Here is a 23,924-nt window from a genome sequence, read left to right as displayed (position 1 = left end):
GGGGGGGGGATCTACGCCGGACGCGGAGGACTACGAACAAGTGGTGGCGTGCCGCCCGCGCTCTCCGGACGGCAGGCAGAAGGCGTTTCAGGCGGTCACGATGGTATGCGCGTCAGGGGTTTCGCCTTCCGGCTCCGGCGCTTATTCAGTCAGTCACCGCCACTTCGCCGGGAGGAAGACGGCGCCGGCCTTCCTCGCGAAGGTCGGCAGCTACAGCGCCTTTTCCAGATGGACCTTTTCGACGTCCATCTGCATTGCCTCCGACCGCTCCATACCACGCCAGATGAGGACGAAGCCGCAGCGCTCGTACAGTCGAATGGCGCCGATGTTGCGGGCATGGGTGGCGATGCGCGCGCGCTCTATTCCCTCGCTCCGCATCAAGGAGAAGACGTGTTCGAGAAGCGCCCTGCCGGCGCCCTTTCCCTGATGATCGGGACGAACCCACAGGTCCGAGACATAGTCGGGCCCGCCATCGCGGGCGGTCCAGCCGACGATCTCGCCTTCACATTCGGCAACAAGAATGACCGGCGAACCGGTCGCGGCGAAATCACAGAAGGCACGGTGTACGCGCTCCGGCATCTCGGTGCCGAAGTCGTTCAAGATGCGGTTTGCCGCCCATGCGGCAAATCCGACTTCGCCGACGCTCTCGGCGTCAGCCTCGGTCATCGGCCGGATCAGGACCCGCCTTACCACCACTTCGCCGGGCGGAAGGTGCCGGCGGCTTGTTCGATGACGTGGGCGGCCTTGAAGAGCGTGCTTTCCTCGAACGGCCGGCCGATGAGCTGCAGGCCGAGCGGCAGGCCCTTGGCGTCGAGGCCGGCGGGAACGGAAAGGCCCGGAAGCCCGGCCATGTTCACCGTGACCGTAAAGACGTCCTGCTGGTACATCTTGACCGGATCGGCGGCGAGTTCCTTGTCGCCGATGGCGAAGGCGGACGACGGCGTGATCGGCGCGAGCACGGTGTCGACCTCGTTGAAGGCGAGCTCGAAATCGCGCTTGATCAGCGTGCGGACCTTCTGGGCCCGGAGGTAATAGGCGTCGTAATAGCCGGCCGACAGCACATAGGTGCCGATCAGGATACGCCGCTTGACCTCGGTGCCGAAGCCGGCGGCGCGGGTCTTCTCATACATGTCGGCAATGTCCTTGCCGTCGACGCGCAGACCGTAGCGGACGCCATCGTAGCGGGCGAGGTTCGACGAGGCTTCCGCCGGCGCCACAATGTAGTAGGCCGGCAGTGCGTATTTAGTGTGCGGCAGGGAAATGTCGACGATCTCGGCACCGGCGTCCTTCAGCCAGGCCACACCCTGGCTCCAGAGTTTCTCGATTTCATCCGACATGCCATCGACACGATATTCCTTCGGAATGCCGATCCGCATGCCCTTCAGCGACTGACCAAGCGAGGCTTCGTAGTCCGGAACCGGAATATCAACCGAGGTCGTGTCCTTGTCGTCGACGCTCGCCATCGACTTCAGCAGGATCGCGGCATCGCGCACGTTGCGGGCGATCGGGCCGGCCTGGTCGAGCGAGGAGGCGAAGGCCACGACGCCCCAGCGCGAGCAGCGGCCATAGGTCGGCTTGATGCCGACGGTGCCGGTCAATGCTGCGGGCTGGCGGATCGAGCCGCCGGTGTCGGTGGCCGTCGCGCCGGCGCAGAGATGGGCCGCGACCGCAGCCGCCGAGCCGCCCGAGGACCCGCCGGGAACGAGGCGCAGATCGGAGCCGCTCGCCTTCCACGGGTTGGTCACCGGCCCGTAGTGGGAGCTCTCGTTCGAGGACCCCATGGCGAATTCGTCCATGTTGAGCTTGCCGAGCATGACGGCACCGTCGTCCCAGAGATTCTGGGTGACGGTCGATTCATACTTCGGCTTGAACCGGCTGAGGACCGCACTGCAGGCCTGCGTGTGGACGTCGCGGGTTGCGAACAGGTCCTTGACGCCGAGCGGAATGCCCTCGAGCGCCCCGGCCTTGCCGGCGGCGATGCGTTCGTCGGAGGCCTTCGCCATCTCCAGCGCCTTTTCCGGCGTGACCGTCACATAGGCGTTGATCGCATCGTTCGCGGTCTCGATCGCCTGCAGATAGGCTTCGGTCAGCTCGACGGCTTTGAATTCCTTCGCCGCCAGTTTGGCGCGGGCTTCGGCAATGGTCAGGCTGGTCAGTTCGCTCATGATCGGTTCACTTCAAAAATGAAAGGCGCCTTGGCAGCGCATCAATGCAGGGTGCGGCGTCCGCAGACACCACCTCGAGACTGGGACCGCGGTTATTCCACGACCTTCGGCACGAGGAAGAAATTGCGATCGGTCTCCGGCGCATTGGCGACGATATCGTCCGCCTTGCCGCCGTCGGTGACCTCGTCCTTGCGCTTCTTCATCGTCATGGGGGTCACCGAGGTCATCGGCTCGACGCCGCTGACATCGACTTCGGAAAGCTGCTCGACGAAGCCGAGAATGCCGTTCAGCTCACCCATCATCCGCTCCGCTTCCTCATCGCTGAGGGCAATGCGGGCAAGATGCGCAACACGCTTCACGGTGGCGAGATCAACGGACATGGGCATTCTCCAGACAGACTGTTTCCCCCGCTATAATGGCCGCGGGACGCATGCGCAACGGGGGAAATCGTCAGAGGTCGAGGCTCTCGCCGGGCTTCGGCGTGGCGACCCTGGTCTTCGTTCCCTCCATGCCGGCGACGAACTTCTCCGGCGTCTGGTCGATGATCGGGAACGAACCGTAATGACAGGGTAGCGCGACCTCGAAGTTGAAGAAGCGCTGGCAGGCGAGCGCGGCAACGGCACCGCCCATGGTGAAGCGGTCGCCGATCGGCACGATGCCGATGTCGGGGCGGTGCAATTCGTTGATCAGCGCCATGTCGGAGAAGATGTCGGTGTCACCCATATGGAGCAGCGAGGCGCCGTCGTCGAAGTGCAGCATCAGCCCGTTCGGATTGCCGAGCGAGTGAGAGACGCCGTCCTCGGTGATCGAGGCGGAGGAATGCAGCGCGTTGGTGAAGGTAACGGTGAAGCTCTCCATGTCGATGGTGCCGCCGGTGTTGCCGGGCGAGTAGTTTTCCAGCCCCTTGTGGGCAAGCCACATGCAAAGGTCGAAATTGGCGACGACCGTCGCACCGCTCTCCTTCGCGATCGCAAGCGTATCGCCGACATGGTCGCCGTGGCCGTGGGTCAACAGGATATGGGTGACGTCGGCAGCGGCCTCCTTGAGATCGAGACCCCCAAAGCCCGGATTGCCGGTGAAGAAGGGGTCGATGAGGATGCGGGCCTTGCCTGTTTCGATGCGGAAGGCGGAATGTCCGAGCCAGGTGATTTTCATTGTCGTCTCTTCCTTTCGAATCTTCTGCGGTATGGCCGACGATCTCATTAGTGTATTTTGACCGACGGCGGCAGCAGGGCCAAGTCTGCCGACGCCTTCCGCGCTCGTATTGCGCTGCCCTGCCCGGTAGGATATGCGACATCATCCCCCGATGGACGGACTTTGCGGCGCAAGCGGCGCCATTCATCGGGTTTTCGCGTGATGGCCGCAAGGAGGCAAGAATGTCCGACGATGATTATGTATACGACGAAGTAACCGGCGAATGGCGGCCGGCCTCCGAAATGGCGGCGCAGGCCGCAGCCGCGGCCGAGGTTCGCGACAGCGCCGGCAACGTGCTCGCCGACGGTGATTCCGTCACCCTCATCAAGGACCTCAAGGTCAAGGGCACCAGCACGACCCTGAAGCAGGGGACCGTCATCAAATCGATCCGCCTCACCGACAATCCGGAGGAGGTCGACTGCCGCCACGACGCCATCAAGGGCCTCGTGCTGCGCACCGAATTCTTGCGCAAGCGGTAAGAGAACAGCATGGCCACGCTGACGATCGAGGAACTCGCAGGCTTCCTGAAGCCCGGCCAGGCGATTGCCGGCCTCGATCTCGGCACCAAGACGATCGGGGTCGCGATGTCGGACCTCGGTCGCCGCTTCTCCACACCCCGTCCCGTCATCAAGCGCGTCAAGTTCACCAAGGACGCCGAGGTGCTGCTCGATTTCGCGGCGCGGGAAAAGGTGGCCGCCTTCGTCATCGGCCTGCCGATGAACATGGACGGCTCGTCGGGACCACGCGTTCAGGCAACACGGGCCTTCGTGCGCACGATGTCGGAGAAGACGGATATTCCCTTCATCCTGTGGGACGAGCGGCTTTCGACGGTCGCGGCGGAACGCGCGCTTCTCGAAATGGACGTCTCACGGGCCAAGCGTGCCGAGCGCATCGACTCGGCCGCCGCCGCCTTCATTCTTCAAGGTGCCCTCGACAGGCTCTCCGCGCTGTCGAGGACAGGCACCTCGGACACAGACGCGCCCTGACGCGCCCGCCACCAGCCGGCAATCGCGCGACGCTTGCGCAAGGCGATGATCGCGAAGACGAACAGGCTATCGAACACGATCGCGCGTGCGACCAGCGGCGGAATGGTCTCCGGCGGAATGCCGAGGATGCTCCCGTAGATCTGGAAGACCATATCATGCGCCTGACGGGTCAGCATGAAGAAGCCGAAGCTGATGTCGTTGTAGGAAAGGCCATACCAGCCTCCGAGCAGCACGATCGGCGTCGCCCAGAAAATCAGGAACGTCTTCATGCCGCCCTCCCCCTCCACTCTTGCGGCGGCGCCCAGTTGCGAACGAGCCATGTCGCCAGAGCCATCGCACTGAGCACGACGGCAGGTACCGCAATATCGAGCGCCAGGCCGGCGAAGAACATCATCACCATCAGCATTCTCGCGATCCGTGCGGCGCTGTTAACCATCTTGCCATCGGCTCCGGCATTATCCGGCCCGAAACTGGCGCGTTAACCGGCCTCGCGCAACGTAAACCATTTGTTAAGGTTAACGCACCCTGGGGATAACGGGAGCATCGCCTCCCGAACGGCCCCCTCCAGCGAGATCGGCACGAGGTGCAATTAGTTATTTAACTGCAAAGCTAATTATCAATTCGACGAAACGTATCCCGCCACCCAGCCATCGTGGGCATGGCCGCCGACCGCGGTCCTACCCTGCTGCCGGATAGAGGAGGTCGAGGACATAGCGGGCGTCGAAGCGGGCATCGATGACGCCGTAGGTGTGGCGCCAGCCGCCGGCGAGGCGCGTCTCGAGGAAAGCGTCGGCGATCTTGCCCGCGCCCAGCCGGTAGAGTTCCGCCGCCGCGGCCGCGAGCGCCAGTTGCTCGACGAGCAGCCTTGCCGCGGCCTCGTCGCGCTCAGCCAGAGCAGTCGCCGCCCGCAGGACTTCGACGGTCTTCTTGCCGGAGACGCCAAGGTCGCGTTCGAGCCCGGCAAAGATCGTTTCGAAGAGATCCTTGCCGCGGTTCAGCACCCGCAGCACGTCGAGCGCCATGACGTTGCCCGACCCTTCCCAGATCGCATTGACCGGGGCTTCGCGATAGTGGCGAGCGATCGCTCGCTCCTCGATGTAGCCGCTGCCGCCGATGCATTCCATCGCCTCGTAGATCAGCGCCGGTGCCATCTTGCACACCCAGTACTTGACGACCGGCGTCATCACCCGCGCATAGGCGGCGTCGGCCGGGTTGTCGCGGGCCTGGTCGAAGGATTGCGCGAGCCGGAAGACGAGTGCGGTCGCGCCCGCGACGTCGAGCGCCATGTCGGCGAGCACACGGGTCATGATCGGCTGGTCGATCAGCGTCTTGCCGAAGACGCTACGGCCGCGCACATGGTGGACGGCTTCCGCCATCGAGGCGCGCATGATGCCGGCAGACGCGACGGCGCAGTCGAGGCGGGTCAGCGTCACCATGTCGAGGATCGTACGGATGCCGTCGCCGGGCTGGCCGAGGATGTAGCCGAACGCGCCTTCGAACTCGACCTCCGAGGAGGCGTTCGATCGGTTTCCGATCTTGTCCTTCAGACGCTGGAACTGGAGCCCGTTGGCCGAGCCGTCTTCGAGAAGGCGCGGCACAAGGAAGCAGCCAAGCCCCTCCGGCGTCTGCGCGAGCATCACGAAGGCATCGCTCATCGGCGCGGACATGAACCACTTGTGGCCGGAAAGGCGATAGATGCCCTCACCCGCCCGCTCGGCGCGCGAAGTGTTCGCGCGGACGTCTGTGCCGCCCTGCTTCTCCGTCATGCCCATGCCGAGCGTGATTCCGGTCTTCTGCATCGGCGGCTTGTTGGAGGAGTCGTACTTGCGGGAGAGGATTCTTGGCACCCACTCTTTCTGCACCTGCGGCGAAGCCATCAGGGCAGCGACGGAAGCGCTCGTCATCGTCAGCGGGCAGAGGTGCCCGCATTCGAGCTGGGCCGTCAGAAAGAAACGGACCGCGCGGGCCCTGTGCTCGTTCCCGCGGGTATCGGGATGGCTCTCCCAGGCCGACGAATGCAACCCGTTCGCCATCGAGCGGCGCATCAGCGCATGCCAGGCCGGATGGAACTCGACGACGTCCAGCCGTTCGCCGCGCACGCCGTGGGTGCGCAATTGCGGCACGTTCTGGTTCGCCATGCGCGCCAGTTCCTGCGCCTCCGGCGATGTCACGTAGCGGCCGAGCGCGTCATATTCTTCCCGAAGCGAACGATGAAGCCCAGAGCTCAGATCGACGATCAGCGGATCCGACCGGTAGGCATTGACGCCGGACCAGGGTTTCGGCTGGTTCAGTTCAGCGAGTTTGTCTTCTGTCCGGCTCATTTCGCTCATTTTTGTCTTTTGAAGGATGTGATTCGTTTAACATGGGGAACAAAGTCCGATCCACATAGCACATGCTTGCCCCCCCGGCTGGCAATCTTTATAGACCGCGTGACTATCTCAGGAGGACAGTCCCATGGTCTTCTTTCCCCACCGCCACCTCCTTGGCATCAAGGGCCTCACCGAACAGGATATCACCTACCTGCTCGACAAGGCCGACGAAGCCGTCAAGATCAGCCGCCAGAGGGAAAAGAAGACCTCGACGCTGCGTGGCCTCACCCAGATCAATCTCTTCTTCGAAGCCTCGACGCGGACGCAGTCCTCGTTCGAACTCGCCGGCAAGCGGCTCGGCGCGGACGTCATGAACATGTCCGTCAGCACGTCCTCGGTCAAAAAGGGCGAGACGCTGATCGACACGGCGATGACGCTCAACGCCATGCGGCCGGACGTGCTGGTCATCCGCCACTCCTCCGCCGGTGCCGCCGCTCTCCTCTCGCAGAAGGTCGCATGCTCGGTGGTCAACGCCGGCGACGGCCAGCATGAGCACCCGACGCAGGCGCTCCTCGACGCGCTGACGATCCGTCGCGCCAAGGGCAAGCTTTCGCGCATCATCGTCGCGATCTGCGGCGACGTGCTGCATTCGCGCGTCGCCCGCTCCAACATCCTGCTGTTGAACGCCATGGGCGCCCGCGTGCGGGTCGTGGCGCCGGCGACGCTGCTGCCCGCCGGCATCGCCCAGATGGGCGTCGAAGTCTTCCACGACATGAAGGAAGGCCTGAAGGATGCCGACGTCGTGATGATGCTGCGCCTGCAGCGCGAGCGCATGTCGGGCGCCTTCGTGCCGTCGATCCGCGAATATTTCCACTTCTACGGGCTCGACGCCGAAAAACTGAAGGCCGCGAAGGAAGATGCGCTCGTCATGCATCCCGGACCGATGAACCGCGGCGTAGAAATCGCTTCGGAAGTCGCCGACGGCCCCCAGAGCGTCATCGAGCAGCAGGTGGAAATGGGCGTCGCGGTGCGCATGGCTGTGATGGAGGCCCTGCTCGTCTCCGGCAACCAGGGTCCGAGAACGGAAGGAATGGGCGCATGAGCACGACCACGCCCCTCGTCTTGAAGAATGTCCGGATCGTCGATCCGTCCCGCAGCATCGACGAGGTCGGGACGATCATCGTCGGGGCCGACGGCCGCATCGCCGCGGCCGGCGCAGACGCGCTGAACCAGGGCACACCCGACGGCGCGGAGGTGCGCGACTGCCGCGGGCTCACCGCAGTTCCGGGTCTCGTGGACGCGCGCGTCTTCACCGGCGAGCCGGGCGCGGAACACCGCGAAACCATTGCCTCGGCCAGCCGTGCGGCGGCCGCGGGCGGTGTCACCTCCTTCATCGTGATGCCGGACACCGACCCGGTGATCGACGACATTGCGCTGCTCGAATTCGTACGCAAGACCGCCCGCGACACCGCGCTCGTCAACGTCTACCCGGCGGCGGCCCTGACGAAGGGGCTCGATGGCGTCGAAATGACCGAGATGGGCCTCCTGCAGGAAGCAGGTGCCGTCGCCTTCACCAACGGTCGTCACGGGCTCCACGACACGCAGGTCCTGCGGCGCGCGATGACCTATGCGCGGGAATTTTCCGCCGTCATCGCGCTTGAGCCGAAGGACAAGTATCTCGGTGCCGACGGCGTGATGAACGAGGGCCTGCTTGCGAGCTGGCTCGGGCTTTCCGGCGTTCCCAAGGAGGCCGAGATCATCCCGCTCGAACGCGACCTCAGGATCGCGACGCTGACCCGCGCGAAATATCATGCGGCGAAGATCTCGGTCCCCGAGTCGGCCGAGGCGATCCGCGTCGCCCGTGAACGCGGGGCGAATGTTACCTGCGCCGTCTCGATCAACCACCTGTCGCTGAACGAGAACGACATCGGCGAATACCGCACCTTCTTCAAGCTCTCGCCGCCGCTGCGTTCGGAGGACGACCGCATGGCCATGGTCGAGGCGATCGCCGACGGCACTGTCGACATCATCGTTTCCTCGCACGACCCGCAGGACGTCGACACCAAGCGCCTGCCTTTCTCCGACGCCGCCGACGGTGCGATCGGGCTCGAAACGATGCTGTCCGCCGCCCTTCGCCTGCACCATAGCGGCCAGGTGTCGCTGATGCGGCTGATCGATGCCATGTCGACGCGGCCGGCCCGTATCTTCGGGCTCGACGCCGGCACACTGAAGCCGGGAGCTCCGGCCGACATCACGCTCATCGACCTCGACGAGCCCTGGCTCGTCTCCAAGGAAGCGATCGTTTCGCGTTCCAAGAACACGCCGTTCGAGGACGCGCGCTTTTCCGGACGGGCAGTATCGACCTATGTCCGCGGTCGGTGCGCGCATTCGCTTTAGAACAAAAGACGGGGGGACACAGTGGCGAACGTCAATTTCCTGCAAATCGGCCTGCCGGCACTGATCGCGGTGCTGAGTCTGGGCTATCTCCTGGGCTCCATCCCCTTCGGCCTCATCCTCACCCGTATGGCGGGCCACGGTGACCTGCGGCAGATCGGGTCCGGCAATATCGGCGCCACCAACGTGCTCAGGACCGGCAACAAGAAGCTCGCGGCGGCGACCCTGCTGCTCGACGCGCTGAAGGCGACCGCGGCCGCAGTGGCCGCCCAGGCGGTGTTCGGCGCCAATGCGGGGCTCCTAGCCGGTTTTGCCGCCTTCATCGGGCACCTCTTCCCGGTGTGGCTCGGCTTCAAGGGCGGCAAGGGTGTCGCAACCTATATCGGCACGCTGCTCGGAGTCATGCCGCTGATGGTCGCCGTCTTTGCCGTCGTGTGGCTGTCGATCGCGGTCATCACCCGCTACTCCTCGTTGTCCGCTTTGGTTGCAACCCTTGTCATTCCGGTTGTATTGTGGATTACTGGCGCCGAGGAAGCCGCCATCGTGACCGCGATCATGACCGTCGTTTCCTGGTGGCGGCACAAGGCCAATATCGAGCGCCTGATCGCGGGAACGGAAAGCCGGATCGGACAAAAGGGATAGGCGCATGCCCGAGCGCAGCGCAAGACGGAACGGGATTGCGCTGACGGAAAGACAACGGATCGCCTGGCTGCGGCTGATCCGAAGCGATAATGTAGGGCCCGCGACCTTTCGCGACCTCATCAACCATTTCGGAAATGCCGAGGCGGCGCTCGCCGCCCTGCCGGAGCTGTCACGCCGCGGCGGCTCGACGCGGACTATCCGCATCGCCAGCGAGGCCGACGCGATCCGCGAACTCGAAACGGCCCGGCGCCTCGGCGCCACCTTCGTCGGCATCGGCGAGCCGGACTATCCGCCGGCACTGCGACAGATCGACGGCGCACCGCCCCTCCTTGCGGCATGCGGCGACCTTTTGGCGACCCGGCTTGCCTATGTCGGCATCGTCGGCTCGCGCAACGCCTCGATCGCCGGCGTCAAGTTCGCGAGCCTGATCGCGCGTGAACTCGGCAGGGCGGGCTACGGCATCATTTCCGGACTGGCGCGCGGCATCGATACCGCCGCCCATCGCGCAAGCCTCGACACGGGAACGATTGCCGCCATGGCCGGCGGGCTCGATCGCCCCTACCCTCCCGAAAACGCCGCTCTTCTCGACGAAATCTGTAACGGCCGCGGGCTCGCCATCAGCGAGATGCCGTTCGGCTGGGAGGCGCGGGCGCGCGACTTCCCCCGCCGCAACCGCCTGATAGCCGGCGCAGCCCTCGGGGTCGTCGTCATCGAGGCGGCGAGCCGCTCCGGCTCGCTGATAACGGCACGGCTTGCCGGCGAGTTCGGCCGGCTCGTCTTCGCGGTGCCCGGTTCCCCTCTCGATCCGCGATGTCACGGCACCAACGGTCTTCTCAAGGACGGAGCGATCGTGACCACCGGCCCCGAGGACATCCTGCAGGCGCTGGCGCCGATCGCGGGCGTGGAGAACGCCACGCCGCCACGAGCCGACGAGCCGGAAGGAGAAGACGGAGAGGAGAAGGTGTTGCAGCCGCCACCGACCGAGAACGAACGGACACGCATCATCGACGCCTTGGGCCCGACACCTGTCGAGATAGACGACATCATCCGCCACACCGGGCTATCCGCGTCGTCGGTCTATCTGGTGCTGCTGGAACTCGATATCGCCGGACGGCTTCATCGCCATGCCGGCGGTCTAGTCTCCCTGGCCATGACGGACTGAAAGGCCCCTTCGCCCGGCCTGAATGTCGCCCGCCTCCAGGTAGGCCATCTCGATCAGGTAGCAAAGCATGTCTGCACCTTCCCGCTGCGCCACGTTGCGCAGTTCGCCAAGTATCTGGCGGACATAGGCCATATTTTCGCGTACCCGCAAGCCGTCCCCGTTGCCGTCAAGAAAATTCGGAACCATTGTCCTATCCCCCAGATCCAAAAATGCCCGGTCACGCCGGACGGCTGCACATCAACAAAGATGAGGATAGACAATTTATCTAGAATTGCAACTTTAACGATTGCTCCCTTTGGTTGCACTGCGTTGAACCTGAGAAAATGACACCTCCCCCTTGACCGGAGGCGAATCCCTGTCCATGTCGGGGAGCCGATAACGCAACGTACCGGTTTCAGCCGTGCTGAAGATCAAAGGTCCGCTGGCTTGTACAGAGAAAAAGCATGAATGTCGTAGTCGTTGAATCTCCAGCCAAAGCCAAGACGATCAACAAGTATCTCGGTTCGGGATACAAGGTCCTCGCCTCGTTCGGTCACGTCCGCGACCTGCCGGCCAAGGACGGTTCCGTGCGACCGGACGACGACTTCGAAATGGTGTGGGAGGTTGACGGCGCCTCCGCGAAGCGGATGAAGGACATCGCCGACGCGGTCAAGAACTCCGACGGCCTCTTCCTCGCGACCGACCCGGATCGCGAAGGGGAAGCTATTTCCTGGCATGTTCTCGATCTTCTGAAGAAGAAGAAGGTGCTGAACGGCAAGCCGGTCAAGCGCGTCGTCTTCAACGCAATCACCAAGAAGGCCGTGCTCGACGCGATGGCGCAGCCGCGCGACATCGACGAGGCACTGGTCGACGCCTATCTCGCCCGCCGGGCGCTGGACTATCTCGTCGGCTTCAACCTGTCGCCGGTTCTCTGGCGCAAGCTTCCGGGCGCACGTTCGGCCGGCCGCGTGCAGTCGGTGGCGCTTCGCCTCGTCTGCGACCGGGAAACGGAAATCGAGCGCTTCGTCGCAGAAGAGTACTGGCAGATCTCCGCGCTCCTGAAGACGCCGCGCGGCGACGAGTTCGAGGCGCGCCTCGTTTCCGCCGACGGCAAGCGCATCCAGAAGAACTCGATCAAGAACGGCGAAGCCGCCGGACGGATCAAGGACCTGCTGGAAGGCGCCCGCTACGTCGTCGAAAGTGTCGAGGCAAAGCCCGTCAAGCGCAATCCGGGGCCGCCCTTCACGACCTCGACGCTGCAGCAGGCTGCCTCATCCCAACTCGGCTTCTCCGCCTCGCGTACCATGCAGGTCGCCCAGAGACTCTACGAGGGTATCGACATCGGCGGCGAGACGGTCGGTCTCATTACTTATATGCGTACCGACGGCGTGCAGATGGCACCGGAAGCGATCGACGCGGCACGCCACGCGATCGGCGACCAGTTCGGTCCCCGCTACCTGCCCGAGAAGGCCCGCTTCTACTCGACCAAGGCGAAGAATGCGCAGGAAGCCCACGAGGCGATCCGTCCGACCGATTTCAACCGGATTCCGGCCAAGGTTCGCAGCCACCTCGATTCCGACCAGTTGCGGCTCTACGAACTGATCTGGAAACGCGGCATCGCCAGCCAGATGGCCTCGGCCGAGATCGAACGCACGACCGCGGAAATCCTCGCCGATCGCAACGGTGAGAAGGCGGGCCTGCGCGCCGTCGGCTCCGTCGTCCGCTTCGACGGCTTCCTGGCCGCCTATACCGATCAGCGCGACGAGAACGAGACCGGCGAGGACGACGACGAAAGCGGTCGCCTGCCGGAAATCAACGCCCGCGAAATGCTGGAAAAGCGCAAGGTGAATGCCAGCCAGCACTTCACCGAGCCGCCGCCGCGCTATTCGGAAGCCTCGCTGATCAAGAAGATGGAAGAGCTTGGCATCGGCCGCCCGTCGACCTATGCGGCGACGCTCGCCACGCTCCGCGACCGCGACTACGTGACGATCGACAAGCGCAAGCTCATCCCCCAGGCGAAGGGTCGGTTGGTGACGGCCTTCCTCGAGAGCTTCTTCACCAAGTATGTCGAGTACGACTTCACCGCCGATCTCGAAGAGAAGCTGGACCAGATCTCCGCCGGCGAACTGAACTGGAAGGACGTGCTGCGGGACTTCTGGCGCGATTTCTTCGCCCAGATCGAAGACACCAAGGAACTGCGCGTCACCAATGTGCTCGACGCGTTGAACGAAGCCCTCGCACCGCTGGTCTTCCCGAAGCGCGACGACGGTTCGGACCCGCGCATCTGCCAGGTCTGCGGCACCGGCCAGCTGTCGCTGAAGCTCGGCAAGTATGGCGCCTTCGTCGGCTGCTCCAACTATCCGGAGTGCAACTACACCCGCCAGCTCTCCTCCGAGGGTGGTGCCGACGCCGAGGCTTCGGGCGTTCCCGAGACGAAGAACCTCGGCAAGGACCCCGTTACCGGCGAGGAGATCACGCTTCGCAGCGGTCGCTTCGGCCCCTACGTCCAGCGCGGAGAAGGCAAGGAGGCCAAGCGTTCCTCCCTGCCGAAGGGCTGGACTGCGGCAGCCGTCGACTACGAGAAGGCGCTGGCCCTGCTTTCGCTCCCGCGCGACGTCGGCAGGCACCCCGAGAGCGGCAAGATGATTTCGGCCGGCCTCGGCCGCTACGGACCGTTCGTGCTGCATGACGGCACCTACGCCAATCTCGACAGCATCGAGGACGTGTTCTCGATCGGCCTCAACCGTGCGGTCACAGTTTTGGCGGAAAAGCAGAGCAAGGGACCCGGAGGCCGCGGACGAACCGCCCAGGCGGCACTCAAGGAGCTCGGCGAGCATCCCGATGGCGGCGCGATCACGGTCCGCGACGGACGCTATGGTCCTTACGTCAATTGGGGTAAGGTGAACGCCACCCTGCCGAAGGGCAAGGACCCGCAGTCTGTCACCGTCGAGGAAGCGCTGGTGCTGATCGCCGAAAAGGCCGGCAAGTCCGGCGGCAAGGCCGGCACCAAGGCGAAAAAGACCTCGACCAAGGCGGCAAAGTCCGAAGGCGGCACTAAGGCCGCCAAGACGAAGACAGCGGCGAAACCGAAGGCCAAGACGGCCTCGAAAGCGAAGAAGAGCTGACGATTGAAGAAGCCAACGCGCGACACGAGCCGCTCCGCAACCACCCGCCGAGGCAAGACCCAGCGGGGAGAGACTGAGACGTCAGGCGATGACCTGCCGATCATCCATGGAGCCGTTCCCTCGCGCGAAGTGCTGCTGCGCTTCATCGCGGAGAACCCGGATCGTGCCTCCAAGCGCGAGATCGCCAAGGCCTTCGGCCTCAAGGGCGAGGCGCGTGTCGAGCTGAAGGACGTGCTGCGCGCGCTCGCGGACGACGGCCTCGTCGAGAAGAATCGCAAAACGCTGATGCGTCCCGGCGCCCTGCCCTCGGTCGCGGTTCTCGACATCACCACCCGCGACAAGGACGGCGAGCTGATCGCCCGGCCTGCCGAATGGGCGGACGAGCTCGGTGTCGCACCTGCCGTCGCAATCCGCCAGTCGAGCTCCGATCGCGCCAAGGGCAAGGCGCCCGTCGGCGGGCTCGGAGACCGGGTTCTCGCCAAGATCTTTCCCGCGAAGGATCGTGCAGGCCCCGCCTACACCGCACGGGTCATCAAGATACTCGACAAGCGCCGCAACGCCATGCTCGGCGTCTTCCGCGAAACGCCGGGCGGCGGCGGACGGCTGATGCCGATCGACCGGCGCGACGAGGAAATGCTGATCGACAGTGCCGACCGGGCCGAGGCAAAGGACGGCGATCTCGTCGAGGCGGAAATCGCCCGCAGCAGCCGGTTCGGCCTGCCGCGCGGCCGCGTGCTTTCGGTGATCGGCTCCGTCGCGTCCGAAAGGGCGATCTCGATGATCGCGATCCATGCGCACGGCATTCCGCACATCTTTCCGCCCGTCGTCCTCACCGAGGTCGAAACGGTGAAGCTCGCCGGCATGTCGCATCGGGAGGACTGGCGCGATCTGCCGCTGATCACCATCGACCCGGCCGACGCCAAGGACCACGACGATGCGGTCTATGCCGAGCCCGACACCTCGCCGGACAATCCCGGCGGTGTGATCGTCACCGTCGCGATCGCCGATGTCTCCTGGTACGTGCGGCCGAAATCGCAGCTCGACCGCGAAGCGCTGAAGCGCGGCAATTCGGTCTACTTCCCCGACCGCGTGGTGCCGATGCTGCCCGAACGCATCTCGAACGATCTCTGCTCGCTCAGGGAGGGTGTCGACCGGCCGGCACTCGCCGTCCGCATGGTCTTCTCGAAGGAAGGCCGCAAGGCCGGCCACACCTTCCACCGGATCATGATGAGAAGTGCGGCAAAGCTCTCCTACGCGCAGGCGCAGGCGGCGATCGACGGCACGCCGGACGACAAGGCCGGACCGCTGCTCGACACGATCCTGAAGCCGCTCTGGCACGCCTACGACGTTCTGAAGCGCGGTCGCGACCGCCGGCAGCCACTCGAGCTCGACATGCCCGAGCGCAAGATCCTGCTGAAGCCCGACGGCACCGTCGATCGCGTCTTCATTCCCGAACGGCTCGATGCGCACAAGCTCATCGAGGAGATGATGATCCAGGCGAACGTGGCCGCTGCCGAGACGCTCGAAAAGAAGCGCCAGCCGCTCGTCTACCGCATCCACGACGCGCCGGCGCTTTCCAAACAGGAGGCGCTTCGCGAATTCCTCGCGACCATCGGCATCAACATGGCGAAGGGCGGGCAGCTGCGCTCCAACAGCTTCAACGGCATTCTGGCGAGCGCCCTCGACACGCCGCACCAGACCATGGTCAACGAGATGGTGCTGCGCTCGCAGAGCCAGGCGATCTACAGTCCTGAAAACATCGGACATTTCGGCCTCAACCTGTTGAAATATGCCCACTTCACCTCGCCCATCCGGCGCTATGCCGACCTTATCGTGCATCGTGCGCTGATCGGCTCGCTCGGCCTCGGAGAAGGCGCAATCACCCCTGACGAGGAAGCCGCGCTCGACGATATTGCCGCCGAGATCTCCACCTTCGAACGGCGGGCGATGGCGGCGGAGCGCGATACCGTGAACCGGCTCATTGCCCACCATCTCGCCGGCCGCATCGGCCAGGAATTCGACGGCCGCGTCTCGGGTGTGACCAAGGCGGGCCTATTTGTCACATTGCCGCAGTTCGGCGCCGATGGTTTCGTGCCGGTGTCAACGCTGGGGCGGGACTACTATATCTACGACGAGGCACACCAGGCGCTCTCCGGTGAGAAGACCGGTCTCGGCTACCGGCTCGGAGACGCAGTCCTGGTGAAGCTCGTCGAAGCGGTGCCGCTCGCCGGCGCGCTGCGATTCGAAATGCTGAGCGAGGGCCGCGAAATGCCGACGGCAATCCGCTCGTTCCACAAGACCACCCGTCGCGGCAAGAAGCAGCCGGGCACGCGGGCACGGCGCGGGCGGCACTGACGGCGCCCGACGAGAAAGGAAGCTCGACATGCAAGACAACGCGGCCGATACGGTGCTTCACCTCGGCGGACAGGAAGCGAACCGCCCTGTCGGACAATCGATCATGCGCGGCATGCTGAACACCTGTCCCGCCTGTGGCGGCGGCAAGCTCTTCCGGGCCTTCCTGAAGCCCGTCGACCGCTGCGCCGCCTGCCAGGAGGAGATGTTCCATCATCGCGCCGACGACCTGCCGCCCTATCTGGCGATCCTCGTTCTCGGCCACGTGCTGCTCGGTGGCTTCATGATGACGGATCTCATCTTCCCCGCCTCGGACTGGGTGCACCTTGCCATCTGGGCGCCTCTCGGCATCATCACCACGCTACTGGCCATCCAGCCGATCAAGGGCGGCGTCATCGGCCTGCAATGGGCGCTGCGCATGCACGGCTTTGGTGGCGAGAGTGACGATCCGGCCGAATACGATCCGCTGCCGAAGGATCAATGAGCCGTACCGCATTTCCCGACCCGACTGCCGCCGTTTCGCCGGCGCCGCGCCTGACGCCCAAGGACGCGGCGACCCTGATCGTGGTCGACCGCACGGACGGACGCCTGCGCGTGCTCTTCGGCAGGCGTGGCGAGCGCCACGTCTTCATGCCGAACCTCTACGTCTTTCCGGGGGGACGGAGAGATCGGGGTGACCACGCCCTGCCCTACACCCACGATCTCCATCCAGAGGTTCTGGCAAGGCTCGCCGCCGGCCGTACCGATCCGGCGGCACTGCGGCGTGGCCGTGCGCTCGCGCTCGCGGCCGTACGCGAGCTCCGGGAAGAAACAGGGTTGCACATAGGGAGGCTGTCGGATGGCGATACCGCCGCCGATCTCGCTAGCCTGCGCTACGTCGCACGCGCCATCACGCCCCCCGGCAATGTCCGCCGTTTCGACACACGGTTCTTTCTGACCTTCACGGACGAGGCGGGTATCGACCCGCAGCATGTTCGCGACTCGGCGGAACTACACGACCTCACATGGCTTGACATCGAGGCGTCATCGGGTCTGAACATGCCGCTGATCACAAGGACCATTCTCGAAGACGTCGTCGGCCGGATCAAAGCCGATCCGTGCTTGCCATTCGGAAGCCCGGGTCCCTTCTACTACAGCCGCCGCGGACAAACGTTCCGCGGCGACATCTGAGGAAATGCCATGTCCAAGCCGAAGAACGGCGCCAACGGTCACCGCGAAGACATCCACTGGCCCTCGCTGGTCGCCGCCATCTCGGCCATCACGGCGGTCGGCATCGCGATCGGCCTCGGTCTTCCGCTCCTCAGCATCATCCTGGAGAAACGGGGCATTTCCTCGACGCTGATCGGGCTCAACTCCGCCATGGCGGGCATCGCCGCCATGGTTGCAGCACCGGTGACGACCAAGCTCGCCCACGATGTCGGCGTCGCCCGCACCATGCTCTGGGCGGTGGTACTCTCCGCTGCGAGCGCGCTCGGCTTCTACTATGCAGAGGCCTACTGGATGTGGTTTCCGTTGCGCCTCGTCTTCCACGGCGCAACGACCACGCTTTTCATCTTGTCCGAATTCTGGATCAATGCGGCAGCCCCGCCCTCCCGCCGCGGTCTCGTTCTCGGAATCTATGCGACGGTGCTTTCGGTCGGCTTCGCCTGCGGCCCCCTGCTCTTCTCCGTGCTCGGCAGTGAGGGCGTTCTGCCCTTCGTCGTCGGCGCGCTGGCGATCCTCGTCGCCGCCGTGCCGATCTTCATCGCCCGCCGCGAGAGCCCGGTCCTCGACAGCAAGCCGGAGCAGCACTTCTTCCGCTATATCTTCCTGGTGCCGACGGCAACCGTCGCGGTCTTCGTGTTCGGCGCCGTGGAAGCGGGTGGCCTGTCGCTCTTCCCGATCTATGCGACGCGCACGGGGTTCACCGAGGCCCAGGCAGCCCTGCTGCTCACCGTGATGGGGATCGGCAACATGGTGTTCCAGATCCCGCTCGGAATGCTCTCCGATAAGCTGAAGGACCGCCGGCTCCTGCTCTCGATCATGGCGGTCATCGGTCTCTGCGGATCGCTGGCGCTGCCCTGGCTGTCACAGAGCTGGGCACTGATGGCGCTCGTGCTGCTCTTCTGGGGTGGCTGCGTCTCCGGTCTCTACACGGTCGGTCTCAGCCATCTCGGCTCGCGACTCACCGGCGCGGACCTGGCAGCCGCCAACGCCGCCTTCGTCTTCTGCTATGCCGTTGGCACCGTCGCGGGGCCGCAGGGGATCGGCGCCGCCATCGATCTTGCCGGAAACCACGGTTTCGCATGGGCGATTGCCGGCTTCTTCGGCCTCTATGTCCTCGTTTCGGTGGCGAGACTGCTTTTTAAACCGAAACAGGCTTGACTTTTCGGGCGTGATTTGTAGTTTCGCGCCAGAATTTGCCGTGGGCTGCTCTGGTCGTCCACGGCTTGATTGTTATTAAAGGCAGGACGACCATGGCGAAAGCGACCACGATCAAGATCAAGCTGCTGTCGACAGCCGACACCGGTTTCTTCTACGTTACCAAGAAGAACAGCCGCACGATGACCGACAAGATGACGAAGACGAAGTACGATCCGATCGTCAAGAAGCACGTCGAATTCAAGGAAGCCAAGATCAAGTAAGACTTGATCCCTTCCGTACCTTAGAAGGCGCGCGGCTCCGGCCCCGCGCCTTTTTCGTTTTCCGTTATCTCGGCGTTCCCTTTCCGCCAACAAAAAAGCACCGCTCCGTAACCGGATCGCGGTGCTTTCTCGTTCGATTGGGGGTCGGCCAGCATGCCTGCGGTACGAGGAACCGCGTTTGTAGCATGCCAACCGACCGACCCCACGACCCAGGAGATGCGGCGGACCTGAGCATCATGGGGTATATCCGGCCTCTCCCGAGGCCTTGTTCTTCGGTGACGTCAAACTCGCGCAACTCGAAAAAAAAAGCAACATTTTCTTAACCGTTTCCTTCTTTGTCGGAAACTATGGTTAAAACCTGCAAATTCACGTGGGGCAAATAATAGCAGTGAGTTCGACTATACCGGGCGCGGCACAGAACAACAAAAGACGAATACTTCCATTGTCTTGATCCCCGGTTGATGCGGCAATCATGTGCGGAAGCGGGTCAGATTTCGCAGTCGTCCCGGATATGCATACGGCCGGAGGCAATGCCTCCGGCGCCCGGTGACCACTTATCGAGGTGCTGTGAAATCAGGCGGCGGCAGCGACCACCCGGTTGCGGCCGGCGCTCTTCGCCTGATAGAGGGCACGATCCGCCTGCTTCAGGAGCTGCTCCGGCGTATCGGTGCCCGGGGTCAGCGTTGCGATCCCCATCGATGCGGTCACGTCGAGGAACGACCCGTCGGCCTTCAGGGCGAAGGGGCGGTGCTCGATCATACCCCGCAGGCGTTCAGCGATGAGCGCGGCCGCGTCTGCGGCGGTATCCGGCATCACCACCACGAATTCCTCACCGCCATAGCGACAGGCGAGATCGGCCCCGCGCACCGTCGAACGGATGCGGGTTGCGAATTCGCGGATCACATCGTCTCCAGCATCATGCCCGTAGGTGTCGTTCACCTGCTTGAACCGGTCGATGTCGGTGATGCAGATCGAGAGTGGACGCCCCCTCGCCTGCGCACGGTTGAAGAGGACCTTCAGGTGGCTGTCGAGATAGCGGCGGTTGTGGAGACCGGTGAGCCCGTCGGTGACGGCAAGCTCGATGCTCTCCCTGACGCTCGTGCGGAGCCGGTCGTTGTAGCGCTTGCGGCGGATTTGGGTAAGCGTGCGCGCCACCAGTTCGTTCGGGTCGATCGGGCGTACCAGATAGTCGTTCACGCCAAGATCGAGCGCACGGATGATCATCGGCTCATCGCCGCTGTCGGTGACAAGCAGGATCGGGATGAAGCGCGTGCGTTCGAGCGAGCGCAGTTGCGAGCAGAGGCGCAGCGGGTCGTAATCATCGAAGTTCGCATTCACGATCACCAAGTCGAAGGCATTCTCCGCCGCCTCGAACAGGGCGGCCTGCGGATCGGAACTCGCCGTCACTGCCGCCACCGGCTTCAGCGCCTTGATGATACGCTCCTGGCTGTTGGCACGCCCGTCGACGAGCAGGACCTGGGCGATCTCATCGATCCGGCCATCCCCGGTCCGCAACATGTCCTCCACGCCCATGTTGCGCGCCGCCTCGGTGCGGATACGCAGTTCGTCCGTCAGCGTCTTGAGGCGCACGAGGCTCTTCACGCGCGAAATGAGCTGCAGGTCGTTGACCGGCTTCGTAAGGAAGTCGTCGGCACCCGCCTTCAGGCCGCGGACGCGATCGGACGGCTGGTCGAGCGCCGTCACCATCACGACGGGAATATGCGATGTCCGCGGATTTGCCTTGAGGCGCTCGCAGACCTCGAACCCGTCGATGCCCGGCATCATCACGTCGAGCAGGATGACGTCGACATGGGTCTTCTCGCAAAGATCGAGTGCGGCATAGCCGTCGTCGGCGGTCAGCACATCGAAATACTCGGCAAGCAACCGCGCTTCCAACAGTTTCACGTTGGCGGGAATATCATCGACGACAAGAATTCTGGCGGTCATGACAATTTGTCCGGTGTTTCAGGCATCACCGAGATAGACTTTGATCGTCTCGATAAATTTTGGCACAGAAATGGGTTTTGATACATAGGCTTCGCAGCCACCCTGGCGAATGCGTTCCTCATCCCCCTTCATGGCGAAAGCAGTAACGGCGATGACGGGAATGACATGCAGTTCCGGGTCGTCCTTCAGCCACTTGGTGACTTCGAGGCCGGACACTTCGGGCAACTGGATATCCATCAGGATGAGATCGGGCCGGTAGCGGCGCGCAAGATCAAGCGCTTCCATGCCGTTGCGGGTCTGGATGGTCTCGTAGCCGCAAGCCTCGATGAGATCGCGGAAGAGCTTCATGTTGAGCTCGTTGTCTTCGACGATCATGACCTTCTTCGGCATACGATACGACCCTTCAGTCCCGGCGGTCCCAGCCGCCGCGGTAAATGGCGGTTGGCTGTTGCACCTTCCCCTCGATGGCATATTAAGTTCATTTGGTTGAGAAAACGGTAACTCGGAACACGACATGAAACCTCTCGAACTGCCGCCCGGCCCGGAAGAAACCGCGATTGCCGTCCTCGCCTGGCTGGCGGGCGAACCGGAAATGCTCGGTCGCTTCCTGGCGCTGACCGGAACAAGAGCCGATCAGCTTCGCCAGGCGGTCGACGATCCCGGCTTTCTCGCCGGTATGCTGGACTTCCTCATGGGCCACGAGCCCACGCTCATTGCGTTCTGCGAGGCCTCCGGCATCGCGCCTGAAACCGTCGTGAAGGCGTGGCGGCACTATTCCGGCCCCGGACTTGATTCGGGCGAGTATTGAGACGGCACCCGAAGTTGAGACCTTCAGAGCACCAGCCGCATCAGAGGCCTTCCCTCCTTTCGCGATGCCACCTCCGCAAATCCGGCGGCTTCGAAAATTCGCCTTGATCCGACATAAAGCCCGACCGACTTCGATTGTTTCGTTCGTTCGATCGGACAGGCGTCGACGACACGCGCCGCGGCAGCACGGGCATGGACAACGGCGGCGGCGAGCATCTGATGGCTCAAGCCCTTGCCGCGCTCCTTCGACACGATGAAGAAGCAGCTCACCGCCCATATGGTCGGGTCTTCCGCGTCCGCCTCATCGAGCGGGCGCGAGACGGTGCGCGGCGAATTCCAGTTCGGCACGTCGGCACGCGGCCCCACCTGCACCCAGCCGACGGGCCGGTCACCGAGGTAACCGATGAGGCCCGGCGCCGGCCCGGCGCTCACGCGCCGGTGCATGAAGTCTTTCTTCTCGCTGCCGGCGAGGCTCTTCCGCTCGGCAGGCGACAGGCGGAAATAGGTGCACCAGCAATCGTAGCAGGCGCCTCGTGGCCCCATGACGGCCTCGAAGTCGTCCCAGCGGTCGGTGGTGAGAGGTTGGGCACGGAATCGTTCGTTCATCGCATTTCCCTTGCCAGCCGAGTCCGGGAAGAGTAACGCTAAACGCGCGAATGTTCAACATTTGTTCCGGCAATGACAACCGACCCGACCGCGTATCCAGGCTTCTGCCGCGACTGCTTCAGAGGGCAGCCGCAGGGCAATCGTCGCTGCAGCGGCTGCGGCAGCCCCCGGCTCGTCTATCATCCGGAACTCTACAGGCTCACGCTCGCCCACATCGATTGCGACGCCTTCTATGCCTCCATTGAGAAGCGGGACAATCCGGAACTCGCCGACAAGCCGGTGATCATCGGCGGCGGCAAGCGTGGCGTGGTTTCGACGGCCTGCTATATCGCGCGCATCCATGGTGTGCGTTCCGCGATGCCGATGTTCAAGGCGCTGGAGGCCTGCCCGCAGGCCGTCGTCATCAAGCCGGACATGGAGAAATACGCCCGCGTCGGACGCGAAGTGCGGGCGATGATGGAGGAACTGACCCCGCTCGTTCAACCCCTCTCGATCGACGAGGCCTTTCTCGAGCTTTCCGGCACCGAGCGGCTCCACCACGATCCGCCGGCACGCGTGCTTGCCCGTTTCGCCCGCCGCGTCGAGCAGGAAGTCGGCATCACCGTCTCCGTCGGCCTCTCCTACTGCAAGTTTCTGGCGAAGGTCGCCTCCGACCTGCAGAAGCCGCGCGGTTTTTCCGTGATCGGCCAGGCGGAGGCGCTGGATTTCCTCGCTCCGCGCCCGGTGACGACGATCTGGGGTGTCGGCAAGGCCTTCGCGACGACGCTCGAAAGCGACGGCATCCGCACCGTCGGACAGTTGCAGAGCATGGAGGAAACCGATCTCATGCGCCGCTACGGCTCGATCGGCCAGCGGCTCTACAGGCTTTCCCGCGGCATCGACGATCGCGATGTCCACCCGAACGAGGCGGCGAAGAGCGTCTCCGCCGAAACCACATTCTTCGAGGACATCAGCCGCCACGACGATCTCGTCATCCACCTGCGGGCACTCTCGGAAAAGGTCGCCTGGCGGCTGAAGAAGCACGGAATATCGGGACAAACCGTCGTCCTGAAACTCAAGACGGCGGACTTCAAGGGCCGCACGCGCAACCGGCGCCTGGAGGATCCGACCCAGCTCGCCGACCGCATCTTCCGCACCGGCCTGACGCTGCTCGAAAAGGAGACGGACGGCACGCGCTTCCGGCTGATCGGCATCGGCGTCACCGACCTCAAGGAAGCCTCTGTCGCCGACCCGCCGGACCTCGTCGACCGGCAGGCCGGCCGACGAGCCGCCGCCGAGGCTGCAATGGACAAGCTGCGCGACAAGTTCGGCAAGTCGACGGTCGAGACCGGCTACACCTTCGGGCGGCGAAAGTAGGACGCCCAGGCGCGCAGGTGCCGGGGAATGCCGAACGTTCCCGAACGCCGCGCGGGCCGCTGCAGCACCGGCTTCTGCGGCTGCGGAAGTGCGGTTCCGTCGGTCGGGCGATAACGACCGGCATTCGCCCCGGACATCGTGTCATGCGACGACCGGAGCCACACAAACTTGTGATCGGCACCGTCCAAAGAAGAAAACTTTCCTTAAACTTCAGCCGTTATTATAGAGACCTGCATCAATACTCGCCCGGTCAGTTTCGCGTTGAGGACGAAATCG

The 23,924-nt window shown here is 64.0% G+C and carries 25 protein-coding genes; 14 read left to right on the top strand and 11 right to left on the bottom strand.

The genetic code is table 11. The features are described 5' to 3' along the window. Positions 1-210 precede the first annotated feature (210 nt). The 4 genes from NHF53_RS07415 to NHF53_RS07400 form a co-directional block, all read right to left on the bottom strand. The gene (locus NHF53_RS07415) at positions 211-693 is read right to left on the bottom strand and encodes a GNAT family N-acetyltransferase (RefSeq protein ID WP_308218635.1); all 483 of its coding nucleotides are present in this window, start codon (positions 691-693) and stop codon (positions 211-213) included. Beyond that, the gene (gene gatA / locus NHF53_RS07410) at positions 687-2,165 is read right to left on the bottom strand and encodes an Asp-tRNA(Asn)/Glu-tRNA(Gln) amidotransferase subunit GatA (protein ID WP_252833687.1); all 1,479 of its coding nucleotides are present in this window, start codon (positions 2,163-2,165) and stop codon (positions 687-689) included. The genes NHF53_RS07415 and gatA overlap by 7 nt, the downstream gene beginning before the upstream one ends. 92 nt (positions 2,166-2,257) lie before the next feature. Next, positions 2,258-2,545 (bottom strand): Asp-tRNA(Asn)/Glu-tRNA(Gln) amidotransferase subunit GatC, encoded by a 288-nt coding sequence (gatC, locus tag NHF53_RS07405; RefSeq protein WP_252833686.1) that lies wholly within the window; start codon positions 2,543-2,545, stop codon positions 2,258-2,260. 70 nt (positions 2,546-2,615) lie between these two features. Beyond that, positions 2,616-3,320, bottom strand: coding sequence for a metal-dependent hydrolase (locus tag NHF53_RS07400; RefSeq protein WP_252833685.1), 705 nt, complete (start codon positions 3,318-3,320; stop codon positions 2,616-2,618). A gap of 221 nt (positions 3,321-3,541) precedes the next feature. Between NHF53_RS07400 and NHF53_RS07395 the strand changes: the two genes are divergently transcribed. Continuing rightward, positions 3,542-3,838, top strand: a complete 297-nt coding sequence (locus tag NHF53_RS07395; protein WP_114362223.1) for an alkylphosphonate utilization protein — start codon at positions 3,542-3,544, stop codon at positions 3,836-3,838. 9 nt (positions 3,839-3,847) lie between these two features. Further along, a complete protein-coding gene (gene ruvX, locus NHF53_RS07390) occupies positions 3,848-4,345 on the top strand; it encodes a Holliday junction resolvase RuvX (protein WP_252833684.1) in 498 nt (165 codons plus the stop codon). Here the strand turns inward: ruvX and NHF53_RS07385 are convergent. The 3 genes from NHF53_RS07385 to NHF53_RS07375 all read right to left on the bottom strand — a co-directional run bounded on the left by NHF53_RS07385 (position 4,279) and on the right by NHF53_RS07375 (position 6,675). After that, entirely contained in the window at positions 4,279-4,614 is a 336-nt protein-coding gene (locus NHF53_RS07385) for a DUF6105 family protein (RefSeq protein WP_252833683.1), read from the bottom strand. The genes ruvX and NHF53_RS07385 overlap by 67 nt on opposite strands. Continuing rightward, positions 4,611-4,781: a hypothetical protein gene (locus NHF53_RS07380; protein ID WP_252833682.1), complete on the bottom strand. Its 171-nt coding sequence runs from the start codon at positions 4,779-4,781 to the stop codon at positions 4,611-4,613. The genes NHF53_RS07385 and NHF53_RS07380 overlap by 4 nt, the downstream gene beginning before the upstream one ends. Before the next feature lie 241 nt (positions 4,782-5,022). After that, positions 5,023-6,675 (bottom strand): acyl-CoA dehydrogenase family protein, encoded by a 1,653-nt coding sequence (locus NHF53_RS07375; protein ID WP_252833681.1) that lies wholly within the window; start codon positions 6,673-6,675, stop codon positions 5,023-5,025. Between the two features lie 124 nt (positions 6,676-6,799). Here NHF53_RS07375 and NHF53_RS07370 point away from each other — a divergent pair, with 124 nt between their 5' ends. Genes NHF53_RS07370 through dprA form a run of 4 tightly spaced genes read left to right on the top strand, consistent with a single transcriptional unit; the run spans position 6,800 to position 10,852 of the window. Next, positions 6,800-7,756: an aspartate carbamoyltransferase catalytic subunit gene (locus NHF53_RS07370; protein WP_148157262.1), complete on the top strand. Its 957-nt coding sequence runs from the start codon at positions 6,800-6,802 to the stop codon at positions 7,754-7,756. Further along, positions 7,753-9,051, top strand: coding sequence for a dihydroorotase (locus NHF53_RS07365; RefSeq protein ID WP_252833680.1), 1,299 nt, complete (start codon positions 7,753-7,755; stop codon positions 9,049-9,051). The genes NHF53_RS07370 and NHF53_RS07365 overlap by 4 nt, the downstream gene beginning before the upstream one ends. Before the next feature lie 21 nt (positions 9,052-9,072). Further along, positions 9,073-9,690 (top strand): glycerol-3-phosphate 1-O-acyltransferase PlsY, encoded by a 618-nt coding sequence (gene plsY / locus NHF53_RS07360; protein ID WP_252833679.1) that lies wholly within the window; start codon positions 9,073-9,075, stop codon positions 9,688-9,690. A gap of 4 nt (positions 9,691-9,694) precedes the next feature. Further along, positions 9,695-10,852, top strand: a complete 1,158-nt coding sequence (gene dprA, locus NHF53_RS07355) for a DNA-processing protein DprA (RefSeq protein WP_252833678.1) — start codon at positions 9,695-9,697, stop codon at positions 10,850-10,852. On the opposite strand, the gene NHF53_RS07350 is transcribed toward dprA, so the two are convergent. After that, the gene (locus tag NHF53_RS07350; RefSeq protein ID WP_114362215.1) at positions 10,826-11,038 is read right to left on the bottom strand and encodes a hypothetical protein; all 213 of its coding nucleotides are present in this window, start codon (positions 11,036-11,038) and stop codon (positions 10,826-10,828) included. The genes dprA and NHF53_RS07350 overlap by 27 nt on opposite strands. A 257-nt stretch (positions 11,039-11,295) precedes the next feature. On the opposite strand from NHF53_RS07350, the gene topA reads away from it, so the two are divergent. The 6 genes from topA (at position 11,296) to rpmG (ending at position 18,932) form a co-directional block, all read left to right on the top strand. Further along, positions 11,296-13,956 (top strand): type I DNA topoisomerase, encoded by a 2,661-nt coding sequence (topA, locus tag NHF53_RS07345; RefSeq protein ID WP_252833677.1) that lies wholly within the window; start codon positions 11,296-11,298, stop codon positions 13,954-13,956. Between the two features lie 93 nt (positions 13,957-14,049). After that, a complete protein-coding gene (gene rnr / locus NHF53_RS07340) occupies positions 14,050-16,311 on the top strand; it encodes a ribonuclease R (protein ID WP_252834937.1) in 2,262 nt (753 codons plus the stop codon). A 28-nt stretch (positions 16,312-16,339) separates the two neighbouring features. Further along, the gene (locus NHF53_RS07335) at positions 16,340-16,792 is read left to right on the top strand and encodes a DUF983 domain-containing protein (RefSeq protein ID WP_114362212.1); all 453 of its coding nucleotides are present in this window, start codon (positions 16,340-16,342) and stop codon (positions 16,790-16,792) included. Further along, on the top strand, positions 16,789-17,478 hold the full coding sequence (locus tag NHF53_RS07330; protein WP_252833676.1) for an NUDIX hydrolase: 690 nt from the start codon (positions 16,789-16,791) through the stop codon (positions 17,476-17,478). The genes NHF53_RS07335 and NHF53_RS07330 overlap by 4 nt, the downstream gene beginning before the upstream one ends. Before the next feature lie 9 nt (positions 17,479-17,487). Beyond that, positions 17,488-18,672, top strand: a complete 1,185-nt coding sequence (locus NHF53_RS07325; RefSeq protein WP_114362210.1) for an MFS transporter — start codon at positions 17,488-17,490, stop codon at positions 18,670-18,672. A gap of 92 nt (positions 18,673-18,764) precedes the next feature. Next, positions 18,765-18,932: a 50S ribosomal protein L33 gene (gene rpmG, locus NHF53_RS07320; protein ID WP_112687186.1), complete on the top strand. Its 168-nt coding sequence runs from the start codon at positions 18,765-18,767 to the stop codon at positions 18,930-18,932. A gap of 573 nt (positions 18,933-19,505) precedes the next feature. Here rpmG and NHF53_RS07315 read toward each other — a convergent pair. Both NHF53_RS07315 and NHF53_RS07310 read right to left on the bottom strand, forming a co-directional pair. Continuing rightward, positions 19,506-20,879, bottom strand: coding sequence for a PleD family two-component system response regulator (locus tag NHF53_RS07315; RefSeq protein WP_252833675.1), 1,374 nt, complete (start codon positions 20,877-20,879; stop codon positions 19,506-19,508). 18 nt (positions 20,880-20,897) lie between these two features. Further along, positions 20,898-21,269 (bottom strand): response regulator, encoded by a 372-nt coding sequence (locus NHF53_RS07310; protein ID WP_112687182.1) that lies wholly within the window; start codon positions 21,267-21,269, stop codon positions 20,898-20,900. Positions 21,270-21,393: 124 nt separating this feature from the next. Between NHF53_RS07310 and NHF53_RS07305 the strand changes: the two genes are divergently transcribed. Beyond that, positions 21,394-21,687: a DUF3572 domain-containing protein gene (locus tag NHF53_RS07305; RefSeq protein WP_112687180.1), complete on the top strand. Its 294-nt coding sequence runs from the start codon at positions 21,394-21,396 to the stop codon at positions 21,685-21,687. Between the two features lie 23 nt (positions 21,688-21,710). Here the strand turns inward: NHF53_RS07305 and NHF53_RS07300 are convergent, their stop codons facing one another. Beyond that, positions 21,711-22,292, bottom strand: a complete 582-nt coding sequence (locus NHF53_RS07300; protein WP_252833674.1) for a GNAT family N-acetyltransferase — start codon at positions 22,290-22,292, stop codon at positions 21,711-21,713. Between the two features lie 72 nt (positions 22,293-22,364). Between NHF53_RS07300 and NHF53_RS07295 the strand changes: the two genes are divergently transcribed. Next, positions 22,365-23,648 carry a DNA polymerase IV gene (locus tag NHF53_RS07295; protein ID WP_252833673.1) on the top strand — a complete coding sequence of 428 codons (1,284 nt, stop codon included), beginning with the start codon at positions 22,365-22,367 and terminating at the stop codon, positions 23,646-23,648. The last annotated feature ends 276 nt before the right edge of the window (positions 23,649-23,924 follow it).

Origin of the sequence: Ciceribacter sp. RN22, assembly GCF_024054295.1 — a bacterium.
GTDB classification, from domain to species: domain Bacteria; phylum Pseudomonadota; class Alphaproteobacteria; order Rhizobiales; family Rhizobiaceae; genus Allorhizobium; species Allorhizobium lividum.
Note: the sequence above shows the minus strand (reverse complement) of the source record. Positions and strands in the feature narration are given on the sequence as shown.

Bases quoted from the DNA above. Each gene is read 5' to 3' on its own strand.
- NHF53_RS07395 (WP_114362223.1), top strand. From the start codon at position 3,542: ATGTCCGACGATGATTATGTATACGACGAAGTAACCGGCGAATGGCGG.
- NHF53_RS07335 (WP_114362212.1), top strand. From the start codon at position 16,340: ATGCAAGACAACGCGGCCGATACGGTGCTTCACCTCGGCGGACAGGAA.
- NHF53_RS07365 (WP_252833680.1), top strand. From the start codon at position 7,753: ATGAGCACGACCACGCCCCTCGTCTTGAAGAATGTCCGGATCGTCGAT.
- NHF53_RS07385 (WP_252833683.1), bottom strand. From the start codon at position 4,614: ATGAAGACGTTCCTGATTTTCTGGGCGACGCCGATCGTGCTGCTCGGA.
- NHF53_RS07375 (WP_252833681.1), bottom strand. From the start codon at position 6,675: ATGAGCGAAATGAGCCGGACAGAAGACAAACTCGCTGAACTGAACCAG.
- dprA (WP_252833678.1), top strand. From the start codon at position 9,695: ATGCCCGAGCGCAGCGCAAGACGGAACGGGATTGCGCTGACGGAAAGA.
- NHF53_RS07305 (WP_112687180.1), top strand. From the start codon at position 21,394: ATGAAACCTCTCGAACTGCCGCCCGGCCCGGAAGAAACCGCGATTGCC.
- NHF53_RS07350 (WP_114362215.1), bottom strand. From the start codon at position 11,038: ATGGTTCCGAATTTTCTTGACGGCAACGGGGACGGCTTGCGGGTACGC.
- ruvX (WP_252833684.1), top strand. From the start codon at position 3,848: ATGGCCACGCTGACGATCGAGGAACTCGCAGGCTTCCTGAAGCCCGGC.
- NHF53_RS07315 (WP_252833675.1), bottom strand. From the start codon at position 20,879: ATGACCGCCAGAATTCTTGTCGTCGATGATATTCCCGCCAACGTGAAA.
- gatC (WP_252833686.1), bottom strand. From the start codon at position 2,545: ATGTCCGTTGATCTCGCCACCGTGAAGCGTGTTGCGCATCTTGCCCGC.
- NHF53_RS07370 (WP_148157262.1), top strand. From the start codon at position 6,800: ATGGTCTTCTTTCCCCACCGCCACCTCCTTGGCATCAAGGGCCTCACC.
- topA (WP_252833677.1), top strand. From the start codon at position 11,296: ATGAATGTCGTAGTCGTTGAATCTCCAGCCAAAGCCAAGACGATCAAC.
- gatA (WP_252833687.1), bottom strand. From the start codon at position 2,165: ATGAGCGAACTGACCAGCCTGACCATTGCCGAAGCCCGCGCCAAACTG.
- NHF53_RS07330 (WP_252833676.1), top strand. From the start codon at position 16,789: ATGAGCCGTACCGCATTTCCCGACCCGACTGCCGCCGTTTCGCCGGCG.
- rpmG (WP_112687186.1), top strand. From the start codon at position 18,765: ATGGCGAAAGCGACCACGATCAAGATCAAGCTGCTGTCGACAGCCGAC.
- NHF53_RS07310 (WP_112687182.1), bottom strand. From the start codon at position 21,269: ATGCCGAAGAAGGTCATGATCGTCGAAGACAACGAGCTCAACATGAAG.
- NHF53_RS07400 (WP_252833685.1), bottom strand. From the start codon at position 3,320: ATGAAAATCACCTGGCTCGGACATTCCGCCTTCCGCATCGAAACAGGC.
- NHF53_RS07295 (WP_252833673.1), top strand. From the start codon at position 22,365: ATGACAACCGACCCGACCGCGTATCCAGGCTTCTGCCGCGACTGCTTC.
- NHF53_RS07300 (WP_252833674.1), bottom strand. From the start codon at position 22,292: ATGAACGAACGATTCCGTGCCCAACCTCTCACCACCGACCGCTGGGAC.
- NHF53_RS07325 (WP_114362210.1), top strand. From the start codon at position 17,488: ATGTCCAAGCCGAAGAACGGCGCCAACGGTCACCGCGAAGACATCCAC.
- NHF53_RS07380 (WP_252833682.1), bottom strand. From the start codon at position 4,781: ATGGTTAACAGCGCCGCACGGATCGCGAGAATGCTGATGGTGATGATG.